Source organism: Acaryochloris marina S15 (assembly GCF_018336915.1).
Taxonomy (GTDB): domain Bacteria; phylum Cyanobacteriota; class Cyanobacteriia; order Thermosynechococcales; family Thermosynechococcaceae; genus Acaryochloris; species Acaryochloris marina_A.
In genome coordinates this window covers 1,105,536-1,124,556 of record NZ_CP064923.1, presented here as the reverse complement: position 1 = coordinate 1,124,556, position 19,021 = coordinate 1,105,536, and the positions used below count along the sequence as shown (strand labels likewise).

Here is a 19,021-nt window from a genome sequence, read left to right as displayed (position 1 = left end):
AGCTTTGAAAACTTCATATCCCTCGCCTCTGTTTTTTAAGGAGGTCAGGAACACCTTAATTTCTAGTTTCCGTTGAAGACTTACCACCGCAAGGAGCATTCATGACTGTTGCCGACAAGAAATTAGCGAACGCTGATAATACCCAAGAACCAAAAACAGGCCTAAAAATCGGCATCCCGAAAGAAGTCTTTTCAGGCGAGCGCCGAGTAGCAGCGACCCCTGATACTGCCAAAACTCTACAAAAAATGGGGTTTGAGGTCTTAATTGAATCTAAAGCAGGCGCTGATGCCACATTTTCCGATCAGGTTTATGAAAAGGCTGGCTGCCAAGTCATAGCAGATGCAGCTCAACTGTGGGAAACAGCCGATATCATTCTCAAGGTGCGGGCACCGCAGATGCACCCCACTCTCAACTGCCATGAATCAGAACTACTCCATGAAGGCAAAACCTTAATCAGTTTTATTTGGCCTGCTCAAAACGAAGACTTGTTGAAGCAGTTGGCTGAGCGAAAGGCAAATGTCTTAGCGATGGATGCGATCCCTCGGATTAGCCGCGCCCAGAAAATGGATGCCCTCAGCTCCATGGCCAATATTGCGGGCTATCGAGCCGTGGTGGAATCGGCTAACAACTTTGGTCGCTTCTTTACCGGACAAATCACTGCTGCCGGTAAAGTTCCTCCAGCGAAAGTCATGGTGATTGGAGCTGGTGTTGCTGGCCTTGCTGCCATTGGTGCAGCTCGCGGTTTAGGTGCTATTGTTCGAGCTTTTGATACTCGCCCTGTCGTGAAAGAGCAGGTGCAAAGCATGGGTGCTGAATTCCTAGAGCTGGAATTCGAAGAAGATGGGGCCGGAGCTGGTGGCTATGCCAAAACCATGAGTCCTGAGTTTATTGCAGCTGAAATGGCTCTGTTTTCTGAGCAGGCCCAAGAGGTCGATATTATTATCACCACCGCGTTGATCCCAGGCAAAAAAGCCCCCTTGCTAATCACCAAGGATATGGTGGAGAGCATGAAGGAAGGCTCTGTGGTTGTCGATATGGCAGCAGAGCAGGGCGGTAACTGCGAAGTGACCCGACCGAATGAAGTTTATCAACATCATGGCGTTACGATTGTTGGCTTGACGGACTTACCCAGCCGCATGGCTAACCAATCCAGTCAGCTCTATGGCAACAACCTTTGCCATCTGCTCAAGGATATGGGCGGTGCAGAAGACTACAAAATTGACTTTGAAGATGAAGTGGTGCGGGGCGCTACAGTCTTGCAAGAGGGCAAAATTACTTGGCCTCCTCCCCAAGTCAGCCAGCCTTCTCCCAAGCCTGCAGCTGAGACTAAGCAGCCTGCAATGCCTACTGAGCCTGAAGTAAAGGAGAAATCCGTTATTGGTCAGTGGTTACCGTTAATTGCGGTAGGTGCGGCTTTGTTCGGAATTGGTTTCACGGCTCCTCCTTCCTTTTTGACTCACTTTACGGTCTTTGTATTGGCTTGCTTTGTGGGTTGGCAGGTGATTTGGAATGTGGCTCCCGCCTTGCATACCCCTTTGATGAGTGTCACCAATGCTATTAGCGGCATCATCATTCTGGGCGGTATGTTGCAAATCTCAGGTCCTTTGGGATCACCGACGACGATACTGGGTGCGATCGCAATCCTAGTTGGCACCATCAACATCGCCGGGGGCTTCCTTGTTTCCCAGCGCATGCTGCAAATGTTCCGTAAATAATCTCTTGTCTTTTAAGTCAATCAATACCCTGCCGTCCTCAACTGGATAGGGCTGCAGGGATCCATCTTTTTAGGAGTCAACTATGACCAATAGCCTTGTCACCGTGGCTTACATCGCGGCAAGTGCATTATTCATCCTTAGCTTGGCAGGCCTGTCGAATCAGGAAACCGCACGCAAAGGAAACATTTACGGCATTTTGGGCATGGTAATTGCCCTCGGAGCTACGGCCCTTGGAGCCGAAGTCACTAACTACGCCACTTTAGCGGCAGTGATTGTTCCCGGTGCCATTATTGGAGCTATTGTGGCTTCTCGGGTGGCTATGACCTCCATGCCAGAATTGGTCGCGATTTTGCATAGTTTTGTGGGATTGGCTGCTGTTCTGGTCGGTATTGCCAACTACCTCCAACCGGAGTCTGGTTTAACCGGATCCGAAGAAGCCATCCACAGCATCGAAATTTATTTAGGAGTATTCATTGGTGCGATTACCTTTACCGGGTCGATTGTTGCCTTTGCTAAACTTCGAGCCATTATTGGCAGCAAGCCTTTGATGTTGCCTGCCCGCCATTTTCTCAACATTGGCATGCTAGTGGGATCGGTAATTTTGGGTGCTCAATTTATGGGTGCACCTGGCACGGCTGGTTTACAGCCATTGCTGATCATGACTGGGATCGCCAGTTTACTGGGTATTCATTTGGTTGCTGCCATTGGTGGTGCCGACATGCCTGTGGTTATCTCTATGCTCAATAGCTATTCTGGCTGGGCTGCTGCTGCCGCTGGCTTTATGCTCGGCAACGACCTGTTGATTATCACCGGTGCTCTAGTGGGCAGTAGTGGTGCCATCCTCAGCTACATCATGTGTAAAGCCATGAACCGAGGATTCTTCAGCGTTATTCTGGGTGGTTTTGGTGCAGCTCCTAAAAGCGGCGGCTCCAAGTCAGCGGATGGTCCCGTGGGTGAAGCGACCTCAACCACTGTTGATGACACCGTAGAATTGCTCAAAAATGCCAAGAACGTGATTATTGCTCCAGGCTATGGCATGGCCGTGGCTCAGGCTCAACATCCCGTTGCCCAAATCACTAAGATCCTGCGAGATCGGGGTACGAATGTCCGATTTGGTATTCATCCTGTTGCAGGTCGGTTACCTGGACATATGAATGTCCTATTGGCAGAAGCCAACGTTCCCTACGATATCGTTCTGGAAATGGACGAAATCAATGATGACTTTGCCGAAACGGATCTCGTGCTGGTGATTGGTGCTAACGATACGGTGAATCCCAGCGCTCTCAGTGATCCTGAGAGTCCCATTGCAGGCATGCCAGTGCTAGAAGTCTGGAATGCCGAGAACGTCGTGGTGATGAAGCGGGGCATGTCCAGTGGTTATGCAGGGGTCGATAATCCCTTGTTCTACAATGACAACACCGAAATGTTGTTTGGAGATGCTCGTCAAAACGTCGATGCCATCTTAGGGCAGCTCGCAGCTGCAAAGACTAAGACAGCTGTCGCCGCATAATTGCTCTGACTCATTATTCTGCGTAAAGTAGAGAATGCCTGTTCTTATTGGGTGTTCTCTACTTTTTTTGTGGATAAATTCCTACTTTTGATCCAAAAACTCAAAGCAAAGCAGGTGAACTTTCTGAATAAAAATACCGTCTACACTGTTAACTAATATCCTCTGAATCTCTCACTAGTCCTATGCTTCCCAGCCTCCTCAAGGACCGTTGGTTCTTCAATCGACGTAGGTTTGTTCCTTCATTCCTACTTTCACTCAGTTTAGCAATGGGACTAGGGTTGATGGCGTCTAAGCCCGCTACTAGCCAAACCCTACGTCAGAAAGTCAATTTTGCGAATTCAGATATTAATGCTTTCTGGAAAGAAGCGTTTCGGCAAATGGGTCGCAAATGGTATCGTCCCAAATCTTACACCTACTACCGAGCGGTACGAACGGCCTGTGGGGTCTCTGGCCCCTTTAATGCCCTCTACTGTCCCCGAGATCATGGCATTTATCTCAACATTCCGTTTCTCGTACGTGCTGACAAGCGCTGGGGAGATTTTGCTGCCATTACGATCATGGCCCATGAATATGGTCATGCGGTTCAGCGTCAACTAGGCCTGAGTCGGCTCAATCGCTACCTATATCAAGAGGAGCTTCAGGCAGACTGCTTTGCAGGGGTCTATGCTCAATATGCCAGTCGCAAAGGCTTGCTCGATGCCAACGATGCCGAGGAAGGATATTATCAGTCCTACTCCAGTGGCCATACCCAATTTAATCCCAATACCCATGGGACTCGGGCTCAGCGGGCTCAAGCTTTTCGCACAGGGTATAGAAACGGGTTCAGGAGTTGCTTAAGATATACCGTGGTGAAGTTTAGACGTTAGTCTATTCTTTTCCTCCATTCCTTACCTACTTCCTGCTCTTGTGACGCAACCTGATACCCTTGCTCAACTGCTAACAGCTGTTTCAACAGGTGAGGTCAGCCCAGAGCTGGCCTTGCAAAAGCTGAAATACCTGGCCTACGAACCCGTGGGTGATTTTGCCAAAATTGATCATCACCGAACGCTACGAACGGGTTTCCCTGAAGTGATTTGGGGGCCAGGCAAAACCCCTGAGCAAATTATCGAAATTTTCAAAACGATGCAGGCCCAGGCCGACTGTGTAATCGCCACACGGATTGAATCTGAGGTCTTTGCCCAGTTGCAGCCAGCATTGCCCCAGCTGCAGTATTTTGATAAAGCCAGAATTTGTTCCACAACCCTACTACCAGAAACCTCGAAACATCCGGGTCGGATTGGGATTGTATCCGCAGGAACCTCTGATCAATCCGTTGCCGAAGAAGCGGCTGTAGTCGCCTCTCTTTGGGGATTTGCGGTTACCCGATTTTGGGATGTGGGGGTGGCTGGGATTCATCGGTTGCTGAGTTGCCGAGATGCGATCGCATCTATGGATGTCCTGATCGTGGTGGCAGGTATGGAAGGGGCTTTAGCCAGTGTGGTGGCGGGTTTAGTAGATTGTCCTGTTATTGCGGTTCCCACTAGCATTGGTTATGGGGCTAGTTTTAATGGCCTTGCCCCCCTACTGACCATGCTGAATTCCTGTGCCCCTGGAATTGGTGTGGTCAATATTGATAATGGATTTGGTGCTGCAATGTTAGCAGGCCAGATTCTGAGGACAGCTGTCAAAATGCAGGTATCAGAGTCTGAACAGACTGATGCCAAGTGACCTGACTGATTGGCTGAGGCTATCGGTCCGTGACTCTAATCCACTATTTTTGATGTTTTACTTCAATTACAGTGTGGACGTTCCCTCGGGGTAGAAAGTCACCCTTCACCCTGATTTCTAGGGGATCGCAGGCAGTCACAATATCATCCAAGATTTGGTTCACTGATTCCTCATGGGAAATATAGCGATCGCGATAGCTATTGATATAGAGCTTCAACGCTTTTAGTTCTACGACGCGTTGATCTGGAACATAGGTGAGATGAATCGTGGCGAAGTCAGGATATCCAGAAAAAGGACATTTGCAGGTAAATTCTGGCAGCGTAATGTGAATGTCATAACGACGCCCTATACGAGGGTTAGGAAACGTAATTAGGGCTCCTTCTGCAATTTGGCGTTCCCCATATTTGGATTCTGAAGTCTCTTGTACAGACTGTGGGCTGGGGTCAGAAGTAGGATTTTGGGAGGGAGATTGGCTCATGAGATTCGGTAGCAAGTGTGGGTCACCCCAATGCTATTTAAGAAGGTTACAGTTAGAAACGACTAAACTTGTTATAGCGTAGACGGTGGCAGCAAAGCAGCAAGAAACCCATGAATATGCTTTTCTCAAAGTTCTTTCAAGTATTATGCGCCTTTCCTAGGCCAATACAGCGGCCTGATTGGCTTAAAAGAATCCTATCGACTGTGTTGGTTGTGGGCTTAACACTAGGGTCCATACTGCCCGCCCAGGCGGAAGTGGCTCCTGCTAGCCCTGCTGCCAAAATCCTAACCAGTGCAACTACCGGAGTCCCCCATAACTTCATTTCAGATGTAGTGCAGAAGGTGGGGGATACAGTCGTCAGAATTGATACGGAACGCACCGTAGTTCGTCCTGCCTCCGATCCCTTTTTCGATGATCCCTTTTTACGAGATTTCTTTGGCCCCGAAGGTTATCCCCGCAGTCCCCGAGAAGATCGGCTCCGGGGGCAAGGATCAGGATTTATTATTGAGAGTTCCGGCATTATCCTCACCAATGCTCATGTGGTCAGCAAAGCTGATACCGTTTCCGTTACTCTCAAGGATGGCCGAATTTTCGAAGGCGATGTCCGTGGCGTTGATGAGGTCTCTGACTTAGCGGTCGTCAAGCTAAAAGGAGTCAAAGATCCTTTGCCTGTAGCGCCTTTAGGGAATTCGGATCAATCCCAAGTTGGAGATTGGGCCATTGCTGTAGGAAACCCTGTTGGCTTGGACAACACCGTTACCCTGGGCATTATCAGCACCTTACACCGCACTAGTGCAGAGGTAGGTATTCCTGGTAAGCGACTAGACTTTATCCAAACTGATGCCGCCATTAATCCAGGCAACTCCGGTGGTCCTTTGCTGAGCGATGCCGGTGAAGTGATTGGTATCAATACCGCCATTCGTGCCGATGCCATGGGTATTGGGTTTGCCATTCCCATCAATAAAGCCAAAAGCCTCAAAGACCAGCTCGTTCGGGGTGAGAAAATTGCTTATCCCTACGTCGGTGTCCAAATGACGACCCTTACCCCTGAGCAGGCCCAAGAAAACAATAAAGATCCCAACTCTCCCTTTATCTTGCCTGAAATTGATGGTGCCCTGGTGATGAAAGTCTTCCCTGATACACCGGCTGCGAAAGCTGGAATTCGCTGGGGTGATGTGATTGTGTCTGTAGATGGTCAGTCCATTAAAAGTGCCAATGATATGCAGTCATTTGTCGAAAATACGAAGGTGGGACAAAATCTGCAGCTCATCCTCAAGCGCGGTGAACGGACTCAGCAGATTGCTGTGCAGACGGCAGCCCTGGAAAATGCGGCTTAGATGAGAGTCTCTTCATCTCGCCCTCCCCTTTGGTTTTGGATAGGAATTAGCTGCGTTTGGGTCTTTGCCTTAGCCTTTCGGTTTTGGGGATTAGAACGGTTTAATACCCTTGTGTTTGATGAGGTCTACTTTGCCAAGTTTGGCCATAACTATCTCACCCAAACGGAATTTTTTGATGCTCATCCTCCCTTAGGTAAATATATAATTGCCCTGGGCATCGCCCTCAAGGGATTTAACACCTGGGGATTTCGATGGATGAATGCCCTGATTGGGGCTACGATCCCGTTGATCTTGTCGGGGATTGCCTATCAACTCTGCAAACGGCCGAGCTATGCCTTGATCACAGCAGTATTAGCCAGCTTAGATGGCCTGCTGTTGGTGGAATCCCGGTATGCCTTACTCAATGTCCACATCCTATTCTTTGGCTTGTTGGCCCACTGGTTGGTCTTAATCTCTCTCAACCATCAGGGGCATCAGCGTAATGGGTGGTTGGCAGCGGCGGGTGCTAGTTTTGGGGCAACGATCGCCGTTAAATGGAATGGATTAGGATTTCTACTCGGTCTTTATCTACTGTGGTTAGTCGCGAAAGCCGGTCAGGCATGGTTTGGATCTTCGGATAACCAAAAACAAAAGCGACGGTTACCGATTCAAAGATTGTCAGAGTTATCCTGGCTGCAGTTGTTTGTATATCTACCTGGGATCGCACTATTCGTCTACAGTATTTTCTGGATTCCCCATTTAGCTCAAAACCCTGACTTTAACCTTTGGCAGGTTCACAAAGAAATCTTTGGCTACCATCGGCAGGTTGGGGGGGACGAGGTTCATCCCTATTGTTCAGCTTGGTACACCTGGCCTTTACTGCTCAAGCCGATTAGTTATTTTTATCAAGTCACCCAGAGTACTCTGGAACCCTTGCCGGTGACGGGGCCTCCCTTGCCTCAGAACGCAGTCAAATGGATTTATAGTGTGTATGCGATTGGCAATCCCCTGCTCTGGTGGGCAAGCACTATCGCTATCTTGGCCCTCTTGGTTTGGGGCGGATGGCAAATTTGGAATAGCATAGCTCAACGCCATCCAGAAGATCATGATGTGGCTAACCTTTCCGGGGAACAGGTCTGGCTACCTTGCTACGTTGGCGTGAATTATTTGGCTAATTTTTTGCCCTGGGTAGGGGTCAGTCGCTGTACGTTTTTGTACCACTATATGCCCGCATCAATGTTTACCAGTCTCGCTCTGGCATGGTATATAGATGGTTGGCTACGGGCATCAGATAGGTGGATGCAACAGCTGGCAATGGCTTTACTATTGCTTAGCCTAGTCAGCTTTATAATCTGTTTACCTATTTTCTTAGGACTACCCATATCACCAATGATATGGCGGATCTTGAGAGTTAGAGGTTAAGTCGATTGACTCGTTAAGGCTTCCGGCTCCAATTTGACTTCTTCAATGGCTCCGGGCTCTCCCATGAATTGGGCTGGCTTTTTATTGACTGCCATCATAACGCCGCCTGCATTACCGGCCTTAATCACCAGCTGTTTTTTGGCGACAACGGTTTTATTGGTCCCTGGAGATAGGATGCCCTCGTAACTGACTTCGCCATCGACAATAATCTCCATCCAGGAAGCCTCTTTGATAGTGAGGTCAACTCGAACGGTCTCAGGATTGGTGGCGGTGGGATCAGCAACGGGTTTTGCCGAGGTATCCTTAGGTGCTTGTGATTCTTCCTTGGACTGTGCCGATTCCGATTCGGCGTTGATGGCACCTGCAGTATCCGGTGAATCGCCAGCCGAGGTGATCGCTGAAGGATTGGTGAGGTAGGACAACCCGACCCCTGCGGACATAATCAGGGCGATATAAAGGACGTATAAGTGAACAGGGCGTAAGCCACCTCTCAGTCCACCAATTCGTCTTTTTCGCTTCTTAGTCTTTGTTTCTGTTTCTAGCTGATCGTGACTTAAGTTGCCAGTATAGACGTCAGCTAAATTGGACCCATTTAAGCCCACGCTATCCCCGAAACGACGAATAAACCCACGGGTATAAATGGCTTCCGGTAGACTATCCACCCGGCCTTCTTCAATGGCGGATAGCAGACGTGTCGGAATCATTGTTTTTCCAGAAATCTCTTCTAAGGAGGTGTCCTGGGCCTGGCGGGCTTCACGCAATCGATTGCCTATCTCTGACAGCTTTTGCGTCAAATCTGGCTCAACTTCGAGCGGATTCATAGGGAGAACTCCTTCTTGGGCTTATACTGCTCCTAACTTTGATCAAACGCCGCAAATTCTTCATTTCTGAAGCTGTTAGCGACCGATGGCGTCCCTGGGGTAATAGTTTACCTGATGGTGAGCGCAAGGATATTGAACCAATCTGGCTTCGATGCAATGCACGCACCGGATAGCCCAGTAGTTCAGCAATTCGTCGAATTTGGCGATTCCTCCCTTCCTGTAGAATAACCTCTAAACAAATGGAATTGGTATGGCTTTGGTAAGGTTTTAGGATTTCAACTTGTGCAGGTAAGGTTTTTCTGTCCTCCAGCTGAATCCCTTGACGCCATCGAGCAAGGATTTCAGGGGGTGGACATCCCTCTAACCAAACTTGATATGTTTTGGCAATGTGGAATCGCGGGTGAGTGAGGGCAAAGGTGAGTTGTCCGTCATTGGTTAAAAGCAACGCCCCTGTAGATGCAACATCCAATCGTCCGACGGGATGCAGACCTTGACCCTGTTGATAGGTTTTAGGCAGCAGGTCCAACACCGTGGGCCGATTTTGAGGATCTTTACAGGTGGACACAACTCCTTTGGGTTTATTCACCAGTAAATAGAGCTGTTGAGGGCGATTGGTGGGATTGAGGATCTTGCCGTTGAGGGCAATTTGGTCTTGGTCAGGATCGGCTTTTTGACCTAATTCTGCTGTGTGTCCGTTGAGCTGAACCTGCCCCGCTGAGATTAATTGTTCTGCCTGACGGCGTGAGGCAACGCCCCATTGAGATAACAATTTTTGTAGCCGGACTTCCATAAATTGTTGAGGATTGACACCCCAATTCTAACGACTAGAAATGGAGGTAGCCATATTGTGAGACATAAAGACAGAATCATATCTTTATTTATTATTTTAGAAAATATAATTAGCTTCATCCTTACTATTGAGCGTGGATCTGCTCATTTTTTCTCTAGCAATAAGTTATGAGGATGGCGATTCTGAATGAGCTGAGCAATGGCTTGGACAATAATGCGGTGCTCTTGAATCTGAATGCGACGATGCAAACAAGCAGGGGTGTCCTCTGCATAGACCGGAACGGCGGCTTGGATCAGAATGGGACCACTATCCACTTCTAATCGGACGATATGAACGGTACAACCTGAAATTTTGACCTGATGCTCAATGGCCTGCTCAATGGCCCGTATCCCTGGAAAACTCGGTAAGAGGCTGGGGTGAATATTGATGATGCGATCAGGGAAGGCATCAATCAGTACTGAGGTGACTCGGCGCATCCACCCTACCATCACTACCCATTCCACCTCTGCTTCTCGCAGATGGTCAACGATCTGTTGGTCAAAGACTTCCCGCTCGGGGAAATGGCGATGATTGATAAGATGGGTCGATATCTGGTGTTCTTGGGCCCGCTGGGCAACTGGGGCCTCGGGATTGTTATAAATGACGACCTGGATTTGGGCTGCAAGATGATGTTGAGCAATGGCATCTGCGATCGCAACAAAGTTACTCCCGGTTCCCGAGGCCATAATCCCTAGTTTTAGGGGTGGGGGCGAAGATATGTTCTTTAGCGATACCTCATCAGGAGAGACCAGAGCCGGAGACACAGATTCTGAAGCAGAAAAACTCATAGGGTTGGAGAAGCCAGGGTCAGTGCCTGTCTGGAATACTGCGGGAATGCCCTGAACATTGTAGGCAAAATCGGTTCAGAATCAAGTTTTGGTGTGACGCCATCGGTGTAACAAGGCAGGCAAATCAAGCTTGAGGTTTTTGCGAGAATGAGTGGCTGTATCCTCAGATAAATAACTTTGAGACAGAGCTGCGATCGCATCATCTAATTTTGCAGGCAGGGGTAGGTCAGGACCTTTGCGATCCGCCAACAAATGTTCAAGAAGTTGCTTCATCTGGGCAACGGTTTGCTCTGCGGTAAAGGAGCGATCTTTCCAGTGCTGGACGGCCGTTTCATACTCACTGGCCTGCTGGGCCTGGTGCAAAATTTGTTCCTGCATTTCCGCCACTTGCTGCTCTAATTCCTCAGAGCGCTTTTGGAAAGATTGGGCCTGTTCTGCAAATTCCTGGGTGGAATGTTGGAACTGGGCTTGCACAATCGATTGATTAGACAGCTGGGTCTCCAAGTCAGCGATTGTATTTTGGGCTTTTAAGAGGCTAGAACTTAAGCTTTGAATCGCTTGATTTTTATGGGAATCAGACTTACCCGCATTTTGCAAAGACTTAATAATATCTTGCTGAGTGGTATGGCTTTCCCGGGCTTGCTGCAGCTGCACTTCTAAGGTTTGGATATCCGCTTCACATTCCCGCAGCTGCGTCCGCAGCCGCTCCGCCGTGGTTTGGGCAATGATCCGCTGTTGGGTTTCATGCACCGCTGTTTTTTGGGAAGACTGGATTTGCAATGACAGCCGTTCGGCTTGATCTTGTAACCGTTCTAATGCAGTCCGTTCTTCCGCAAACTGGTCTTGGAGTTTAGCCCGTTCTGCTTCTTGGAAGCGAAGGCTAGTATCTTTATCCGACAAACGATTGGTTAAGTCGATCTTGGCTTGCCGTAAGTTTTCCAGCTCTTGCTGGATTTGCTCACGGTTTGTGAGCTGATCTTGCAGGGTGATGACCGCCTGTTGCTGAATATGAGAGAACTCTTCCGTCGTGGCCAATTGCTCTTCCAAAAACGCTTGATCCATTAATTTGGACTTCAGTTCGTCAATATATAGCTGGCACTGTTCTAGGGCTTGTTCTAAAAGCTGAATTCTTTGCTGAGGACTAGTGGCGTCTTGTTCGTGATCAGTAGAGGATGTAGTGGCATTATCCTCCAATTCAGCCGGGGAAATCTCAAGGGACATCTCTGACAACTCCTGCGGCATAACGATGGACTCTTCTACTCCCACAGCAGTTTGGGACTGTGAGTCACCTTCAGCTGCACCCTGATTCCCCCAATTGATTTCCAGTTGCTCTGCCAACGTTAGGCTCCCACAAGTTGACCATTGCTTGGTGCAATTCAATGTGGTTCAGTTTAACAGGCGACCTGTAAAGCTTTCGATAAGCTCAGCCTTTTTTAAAAATACTGAGGCGTCATCCCTTTGAAGGTTAGAGAGCTTTCTGTTCATTGAGGGACCAGCGATGTTCTACGGTCCGGTCAGACTGGTTACATCGATCCTCTAAGGTTTTTTGATAAGCCAAGGCTTTGCGCAGGGAGACAACCACTTGTTTCGCCTGATTATATTCTCCAGATGCCGGGTTTAAAGACGGCAAGGTCTGCCGCTCTAGAATCTGGAGCAAAAGCTCATAATGAATATGTGAAGGCAGTGGAACTATCCCCATAACCGACCTGTATTATTGATTAGGTAAAACGGGTAACTGTTAAATAGTGATGCTAGCCAGCAGCTCACGATGATCAAATCATCTTCAGCGGACCAAATTGTCTGAATAGATTTAGGAAAAAAGAGCAGAAATTTTAGCTTGCATTTGTTCTGTTTCACTATGGGTAAGGACATCGCCCGTTTCTTTTACTAAGGATTCCCCAATTAAGACCGCACCTGCCCCTGCCTGCTTGACTTGGGCCAGATCTGCTGAGGTATGTAACCCTGATTCACTCACCACTAGAATATTTTGGTTTTGAAGTGCAGCTCTCTGCTGGGCTAATAATTGGCAGGTGACCTGTAAATCCACCGTAAACGTTTCTAAATCCCGGTTATTAATACCGATCAGCTCAACTCCAGGAACCTTCATAACTCGCTCTAGCTCTGGGAGGGTATGTACCTCAACTAAGGCCGTCATCCCCAGCGATTTAATGATTTTCAGAAAATAAGTGAGGTCTTGATCGCTCAAAATTGCGGCAATCAGTAAGACTGCATCGGCTCCCCGAGACCGAGCTAAATAAATTTGATAGGGATAGATCACAAATTCTTTGCAAAGCAAGGGAATGCCGACTGCTTCGCGAATTTGCTGCAAATAATCAAAGCTGCCTTGAAAAAATTCGGAATCTGTTAAGACGGATAGACAAGAGGCTCCTGACGCTTCATAGGCCTGAGCAATGGCGACTGGATCGAAGTTTTCTCGCAGGACGCCTTTGCTAGGCGATGCTTTTTTGACTTCAGCAATCAGAGCGGGTTGAGTCTTGCCGTCTTTTAGCGCTTCAATGAAAGATAGAGGTGGTTCACAGGTGGCAACTTGCTTGCGCAAATCTAGGAGAGAGACAGATTCTCGCATCTGCTCCACCTCCGTTTCTTTGAACCAAACAATCTTCTCTAAGATATTGCGAGGTTCATTTTCGGGGGTTTTAACTTTGTATTGCAGCTCTTGAATACTAATGGCCACACTGGGGGGACGACGGCGAATTTGCATGGAGACCAAAACAGCTAGGGTCCAACAATTATAACGATTTAAGCGCCCCCTTATTGTTCAAGAGCTTCCAGTAGAACAGATTGTGATCAAGGAGCGAAGCCTGAAGCTGCTCGCTTGAACGCCTCATCTATCACTTCCGAAATGGTGGGATGCGTATGCACCAAATGGGCTAAGCTCTGGACCGGCTGTCCTTGGGCAACCGCATTAGAGACTTCATGAATCAGATCAGCGGCATGGAGGCCAATGATATGCCCCCCCAAAATCTCCCCTGAATCTTCTCGGTAGATTAGTTTTGCGAGGCCATCCGCCTCACTTTCGGCGAGAGCTTTGGAATTAGCTTTGAAATAGGATCGCACCGTTTTAATTTTGAAGCCTTCGGTTTTGGCCAACTCTTTGGCTTGGGGTTCTGTTAAACCCACAAAACTGATTTCTGGGTGAGTGAAAGCAGCGGCCGGAATACTGCGATAATCGACATCCCGAGGGCGATCGCAGATATTCTCGACGACCACAATTCCTTGGGCAGATGCGGCATGGGCGAGCATCATTTTGCCCGTTGCATCACCAATGGCATAGACATGGGGCACCACTTCCCCTTGGCTCAATACCTGCATCTGATCGTTCACCGGGATAAAGCCCCGTCGATCCGTATCCACACTGATGGCCTCTAAACCCAGATTCTTGGTGGCTGGGATCCGCCCAGTTGCAACCAAGCAAGCATCCACTTCCAAGACCTCTACCACTTCTTTGGTCTTGACGTCCGCCAGCTCAATCACCACAGGGGAGCCGGGCGTCACTTTCTTGGCCAGTCGACCGGCATGGGTTTCAATATCGCGCGGATCAATTAAAACGCGTTTAGCAATCTTGGCAATGTCGGGGTCAAAGGTGGGCATTAACGTATCGAGGGCTTCGATAATCGTTACTTCACTGCCCAGGGCGGTATAGACATCGGAAAATTCTAAGCCGATATAGCCACTGCCAATAATAGCCACCCAATCCGGGAGCCAGGACAAGCGAATGGCATCGTCACTGGTAAAGACAGTTCGGCCATCAATTTCAATTCCTGGGGGAACCCAAGGCACGGAACCACTGGCAACGATAATGTCACGAGCGGTAATGGTCTGTTCGCCTGCATCCGACTTGACGACCACTTTTTGGTTGCCCATGACTTTGCCCCAGCCCTGAATAATCTCGACTTTGAGGCGAGTGAGGCTATTGGTGAGGTTGCCCCGAATGGTATCCACGAGGTTATCGGCATGGGCCGCAATTTGGCCGCGGTCAAAGTTGACCTGACCTAGCTGAATTCCTAAGGATTGCAGATGATGTTGATCGCGCAGCTCACGCACACGCCCAGAAGCTGCCAACAATGCTTTGGAGGGAATGCAGCCCCGATTCACACAGGTGCCTCCCATATCTGCAGCTTCAATAATGGCGGTTTTGAGGCCACAGTCTACCGCATGCAAAGCCGCACCATGACCGCCAACACCAGCGCCAATAATTACCAGGTCATAGTCAAATTGTTGGGTCACGTTGCTCTCCAGCTCAGGAATCAATTAGACGGGTTAGATGCAGAATCATCTAATCTTCTCTATTGTTCACTGGAGCCGGGGCTTTAAGCAAGCAGGTGGGCTAGGGCTTATGGGGTTAAAATCTGCAAACGTCGGTCAATTTTACAGGTGCGGGTTTGATCCGCAATGGCGGCAAACAGGGCATGTGCTTTCTTGAAATCCGCAATTGCAGACTGGCGATTGCCATTCAAGACCTGGGCACTGGCCCGATTGAAATAAGCCCGAGCATGGTCAGGATCTTGTTTCAGAATTTCGGAGTATTCCATAATTGCCCCTTGAAAATCTCCCAGGGCAAAGTGGGCATTGCCTTTACCCAAATAGATTTCTAGAACATCCGTTTTTAAATGTAGGGCAGCTTGGAAATCGCTCAGGGCAGCTTGCTTGTTCCCCAGTTGCAGGTAAGCATTGCCTCGATTGTGGAGGGCAGAGGCATTATTGGGAGTATCTTCCAGGATGGCATTGAAGGATGCGATCGCATTTTGTAACCGCATTTCCTGGGTGGAGTCTAACCCTTGCTGGAATTGTTGATTCGGTTCGGTCACCGACAAAAATTCCGCATTCAAATAACTGAAGTCTAGGGGTCGGATAGCGGGCTTTGTGGCCGTTGATCGGATGGGTGCTGAGGGAGAACGAGGTGCCGTTGCCTGGATATTAGCCGTGGCAGTCGCCAATGGTCGAGTAGACCGTTGTTCCATGGCTAGGGGCAAAAACTCACCCTCAAAGAGTAGGTACCTTAGGCAAGTCATGAGTCCCAAATACAGCATCCATACCCCTAAAAAAGGCTGGTTGCTATACCAGATCAGACCTAAAGCAATCGCACCACCACCGGCAATATAAGCTCCATAGACATCATGGCCTGCCAGGGGATGTTGCTTTCTGGTCCACTCCCACTGCAGTCCCCTAAAAATATAGCCACCATTGAGAGGTACGAGAGGGACCAGGGAAAACATTGCTAGGACGAAGTTAAATTCCTTGATGTGATTCAAGGAAATGATCGCCGTCCCCCCCCAGTTAAGGGATAAATTGCCGAGCAAATTGAGGCATGCATACAAAATAAAGTTCACCAGGGTTCCAGCGAAGTAAACCTCCAGCATTTGCAGGGGATGGGCAAAGGTTTGCTCGGTTTTGGCCACAGCACCCAGCCCCCGAATATAAACCCCTTGGACCGGGATTTGATAATGCTTCGCTGCCAAAGCTCGACTCATCTCATGGATAAAGATAGAGATGGGGAGGGCAAAGCCAACGATGATACCAATGGCTTGGCCTAGTTCGGGGTGAAAGGCTTGACTCATCCGAGCCAAATAAATCGACCCCATAGCAATTGAGATCAAGCAGGTGAAATCTGCATAAAGGGGGATGCCTGCAATTGCTCCAATTCGCCAGGGGTGAATGAAGATTTGCAGGATTTTTGGCATGTTCACACTGAGATAGACAAGTCAATAAAGCAGCGATACGCTAGATGCGATCGCTGAAGGGTATGTATAGATGTCATGGGCTCAAGCTAAGGTAATCGATCGCTTGATTCAGAACCAGACTGACCTAATTGGCCGTAACCGCAAACTTTTGTTCAAATTCTTGGCGATCAGCACAAATCTTGAAGATTTGGTCCATTTTGGTCAATTCAAAAATAATGCGCACCTGATCATTCAGGGAGCATAGAAACATTTCGCCACCTCCAGCTCGAACCGCTTTGAGCGTTGCGACTAAAGCGCCAATCGCCGAGCTGTTCATGAAGGTAACGTCCTGCAAATCTACGAGGATGGTTTTCACGCCTTCGGCCATCACATCCGTGATTTCGCGGCGCAATTGATTTGCACTGATTCCATCTAGTAGTTCTGTGGGTTGGACAACTTTATGGCTCATCTCTTATGAACTCCTCGTTCAGTTCTGTGTGGATTTGGTTAGGGATTGGGCAAACTGGATAGACCGACCAGTCGCCCGAAATCAGGCGTTGTATACTCAGAATTCCCCATTCTTGAACCAAGGAAACATCCTGGTCCTAAATTTCAAAGCCCTGGGCCGATATTGTGGCAATGCTAATGATTGAAAGCTAGGCTTGAGACTGATTTGAGTCGGTAATTCGCAAGCGATATATTGCCGAAAATGACTCGTAATATCTTTTCTAAAAGAATGAAGAGTTGCTGAGTAAATGATTTGTAAACTAGGCTTGAAGAGACAGAATTCATTTACCTACTCTGAAGGTAAATCAAGTGCCCCCCACAAATGCTAAAAGATACGCCAGCATGAACCAACAATTAGGCCAACGCAGATGGGTCAGACAGCTCTCCGCACTAGTGGTGGGTGTTGTACTGTCCCAGTCTCTACCGGTATTGGCTGAGTCTAAAGACGAAAACGTATCCTACAGCGATTTTATTGAGCATGTCGAGGCTCGTAGGATAAAGACTGCCAAGATCTACGAAAAACAACGGATCGCCGAATTCAAGCTCAAAGACCAACCCGAAGATGCTGAGTTTTCTAAAGTCCTTCTGTTTGATAAGGATCCAGAGTTATTCAGCGTCCTCCGTGAGAATAAGGTTGACTTTGAACAAGTTCCTGATCCAGGGGAAAACCCCCTGTTGGGCATCTTGTCTCAATTTCTCCTCTTTATCTTCATTATTTTTCTGTTTCTTGTTTTTTTACGGCGAACAGCAGGATCTAGCAGTGGTCCAGGCCAGATTCTTAACTTTGGTAAGTCCAAAGCGCGTTTTCAGATGGAATCTGAAACCGGCGTTACCTTTGTGGATGTAGCAGGGATTGAGGAAGCCAAAGAAGAACTCCAGGAAGTTGTGACCTTCTTGAAACAGCCCGAACGATTTACGGCTGTGGGGGCTCGCATTCCTAGGGGCGTGCTGCTGATTGGCCCTCCTGGGACTGGTAAAACATTGTTAGCCAAGGCGATTTCTGGAGAAGCAGGTGTGCCTTTCTTCAGTATTTCTGGCTCCGAGTTTGTGGAGATGTTTGTTGGGGTAGGCGCTTCTCGGGTGCGCGACCTGTTCAAAAAAGCGAAAGAGAATGCTCCCTGTTTAGTCTTTATCGATGAAATTGATGCGGTCGGTCGACAGCGAGGCGCTGGCATTGGTGGTGGCAATGATGAACGGGAACAGACCCTCAACCAACTGCTTACAGAAATGGATGGTTTTGAAGGAAATACTGGCATCATTGTTATTGCTGCCACGAACCGTCCAGATATTCTCGATACCGCTCTCCTGCGTCCCGGTCGATTTGATCGTCAAGTCACCGTGGATTTGCCGGCGTTTAAGGGCCGACTCGGCATTTTAGAAGTCCATAGCCGGGAGAAGAAAATGTCTCCTCAGGTTTCCCTAGAAGCGATTGCTCGCCGTACCCCTGGTTTCTCAGGGGCGGCGTTGGCGAACCTCCTTAATGAAGCTGCTATCTTAACGGCTCGGCGTCGGAAGGATGCCATCACAGAGTTGGAAGTGGATGATGCCATCGATCGGATCACCATTGGTTTGAAAATGGCTCCCCATTTAGACGGTAAAAAGAAATGGCTGATTGCCTATCATGAAGTAGGTCATGCCTTATTAGAAACCCTCTTAAAAGATGCCGATCCACTGAATAAAGTGACGATCTTGCCTCGCTCAGGGGGAATAGGTGGCTTCTCCCAACCGATTTATAACGAAGAAAGGATCGATAGTGGTCTATATACCCGGGCATGGCTCCTCGATCAAATCACCATTTTGCTGGGGGGGCGTGCCTCTGAGGTAGAAGTATTTGGCGAAGCCGAAGTCACCATCGGTGCCAGTAGCGATATTAAGCAAGTGGCGAGTTTGACCCGGGAAATGGTCACTCAGCTGGGGATGTCTGACCTGGGCTATGTGGCCCTTGAAAGCGGCGGTGGTGGAGATGTCTTTTTAGGTGGGGACTGGGGCAATCGCGCTGAGTATTCCCAGGAGATGGCGGTACAAATTGACCGACAAGTACGGGACATTGTTATGTACTGCTATGAAAAATCTCGACGAATGCTACGGGAAAATCGTAGTTTAGTCGACAAGCTAGTGGAAGTGTTGCTGGAACGAGAAACCCTCGAAGGAGATGAATTCCGACAAATCGTAGTGGATTATGGTCAGTCGGTGGATAAGAAGCCTATTCTGCCAGAGCCATTGCCGTCATTACCCATCTTGTCCTAA

Annotated in this window: 17 protein-coding genes; 7 read left to right on the top strand and 10 right to left on the bottom strand. The window is 48.7% G+C overall.

Annotated elements, in window-relative coordinates; genetic code table 11:
- Window positions 1-101 precede the first annotated feature (101 nt).
- The 4 genes from pntA to larB all read left to right on the top strand — a co-directional run bounded on the left by pntA (window position 102) and on the right by larB (window position 4,932).
- Window positions 102-1,715: a Re/Si-specific NAD(P)(+) transhydrogenase subunit alpha gene (gene pntA / locus I1H34_RS05960; protein ID WP_212664796.1), complete on the top strand. Its 1,614-nt coding sequence runs from the start codon at window positions 102-104 to the stop codon at window positions 1,713-1,715.
- Window positions 1,716-1,797: 82 nt separating this feature from the next.
- Window positions 1,798-3,225, top strand: coding sequence for a Re/Si-specific NAD(P)(+) transhydrogenase subunit beta (gene pntB / locus I1H34_RS05955; protein WP_212664795.1), 1,428 nt, complete (start codon window positions 1,798-1,800; stop codon window positions 3,223-3,225).
- A gap of 182 nt (window positions 3,226-3,407) precedes the next feature.
- The gene (locus I1H34_RS05950; protein ID WP_249369841.1) at window positions 3,408-4,091 is read left to right on the top strand and encodes a neutral zinc metallopeptidase; all 684 of its coding nucleotides are present in this window, start codon (window positions 3,408-3,410) and stop codon (window positions 4,089-4,091) included.
- Between the two features lie 40 nt (window positions 4,092-4,131).
- Entirely contained in the window at window positions 4,132-4,932 is an 801-nt protein-coding gene (gene larB, locus I1H34_RS05945) for a nickel pincer cofactor biosynthesis protein LarB (protein WP_212664794.1), read from the top strand.
- Window positions 4,933-4,975: 43 nt separating this feature from the next.
- Here larB and queF read toward each other — a convergent pair whose 3' ends face one another.
- Complete coding sequence (queF, locus tag I1H34_RS05940; RefSeq protein WP_212664793.1) at window positions 4,976-5,410, bottom strand: preQ(1) synthase; 435 nt, start codon at window positions 5,408-5,410, stop codon at window positions 4,976-4,978.
- Window positions 5,411-5,526: 116 nt separating this feature from the next.
- On the opposite strand from queF, the gene I1H34_RS05935 reads away from it, so the two are divergent.
- The gene (locus I1H34_RS05935) at window positions 5,527-6,747 is read left to right on the top strand and encodes an HhoA/HhoB/HtrA family serine endopeptidase (RefSeq protein ID WP_283250063.1); all 1,221 of its coding nucleotides are present in this window, start codon (window positions 5,527-5,529) and stop codon (window positions 6,745-6,747) included.
- On the top strand, window positions 6,748-8,148 hold the full coding sequence (locus tag I1H34_RS05930; protein WP_212664791.1) for a phospholipid carrier-dependent glycosyltransferase: 1,401 nt from the start codon (window positions 6,748-6,750) through the stop codon (window positions 8,146-8,148). It begins immediately after the preceding gene.
- On the opposite strand, the gene I1H34_RS05925 is transcribed toward I1H34_RS05930, so the two are convergent.
- From I1H34_RS05925 to I1H34_RS05885, 9 genes are all read right to left on the bottom strand, one after another.
- Window positions 8,145-8,969, bottom strand: a complete 825-nt coding sequence (locus I1H34_RS05925) for a helix-turn-helix domain-containing protein (protein WP_212664790.1) — start codon at window positions 8,967-8,969, stop codon at window positions 8,145-8,147. The genes I1H34_RS05930 and I1H34_RS05925 overlap by 4 nt on opposite strands.
- Window positions 8,950-9,759 (bottom strand): pseudouridine synthase, encoded by an 810-nt coding sequence (locus I1H34_RS05920; RefSeq protein ID WP_212664789.1) that lies wholly within the window; start codon window positions 9,757-9,759, stop codon window positions 8,950-8,952. Before I1H34_RS05920 ends, I1H34_RS05925 begins: the two co-directional genes overlap by 20 nt.
- Window positions 9,760-9,902: 143 nt before the next feature.
- Window positions 9,903-10,586, bottom strand: coding sequence for a phosphoribosylglycinamide formyltransferase (purN, locus tag I1H34_RS05915; protein ID WP_212664788.1), 684 nt, complete (start codon window positions 10,584-10,586; stop codon window positions 9,903-9,905).
- Between the two features lie 81 nt (window positions 10,587-10,667).
- Window positions 10,668-11,924 carry a coiled-coil domain-containing protein gene (locus I1H34_RS05910; protein WP_212664787.1) on the bottom strand — a complete coding sequence of 419 codons (1,257 nt, stop codon included), beginning with the start codon at window positions 11,922-11,924 and terminating at the stop codon, window positions 10,668-10,670.
- A gap of 127 nt (window positions 11,925-12,051) precedes the next feature.
- Entirely contained in the window at window positions 12,052-12,285 is a 234-nt protein-coding gene (locus tag I1H34_RS05905; protein ID WP_212664786.1) for a DUF5340 domain-containing protein, read from the bottom strand.
- A gap of 111 nt (window positions 12,286-12,396) precedes the next feature.
- Window positions 12,397-13,308, bottom strand: coding sequence for an indole-3-glycerol phosphate synthase TrpC (trpC, locus tag I1H34_RS05900; RefSeq protein ID WP_212666153.1), 912 nt, complete (start codon window positions 13,306-13,308; stop codon window positions 12,397-12,399).
- Window positions 13,309-13,394: 86 nt separating this feature from the next.
- Window positions 13,395-14,834, bottom strand: coding sequence for a dihydrolipoyl dehydrogenase (lpdA, locus tag I1H34_RS05895; RefSeq protein ID WP_212664785.1), 1,440 nt, complete (start codon window positions 14,832-14,834; stop codon window positions 13,395-13,397).
- 107 nt (window positions 14,835-14,941) lie between these two features.
- Window positions 14,942-16,288: a tetratricopeptide repeat protein gene (locus tag I1H34_RS05890; RefSeq protein WP_249369837.1), complete on the bottom strand. Its 1,347-nt coding sequence runs from the start codon at window positions 16,286-16,288 to the stop codon at window positions 14,942-14,944.
- 124 nt (window positions 16,289-16,412) lie between these two features.
- Window positions 16,413-16,736: an STAS domain-containing protein gene (locus tag I1H34_RS05885; protein ID WP_010475362.1), complete on the bottom strand. Its 324-nt coding sequence runs from the start codon at window positions 16,734-16,736 to the stop codon at window positions 16,413-16,415.
- Window positions 16,737-17,116: 380 nt separating this feature from the next.
- On the opposite strand from I1H34_RS05885, the gene ftsH reads away from it, so the two are divergent.
- A complete protein-coding gene (ftsH, locus tag I1H34_RS05880; RefSeq protein WP_212664783.1) occupies window positions 17,117-19,021 on the top strand; it encodes an ATP-dependent zinc metalloprotease FtsH in 1,905 nt (634 codons plus the stop codon).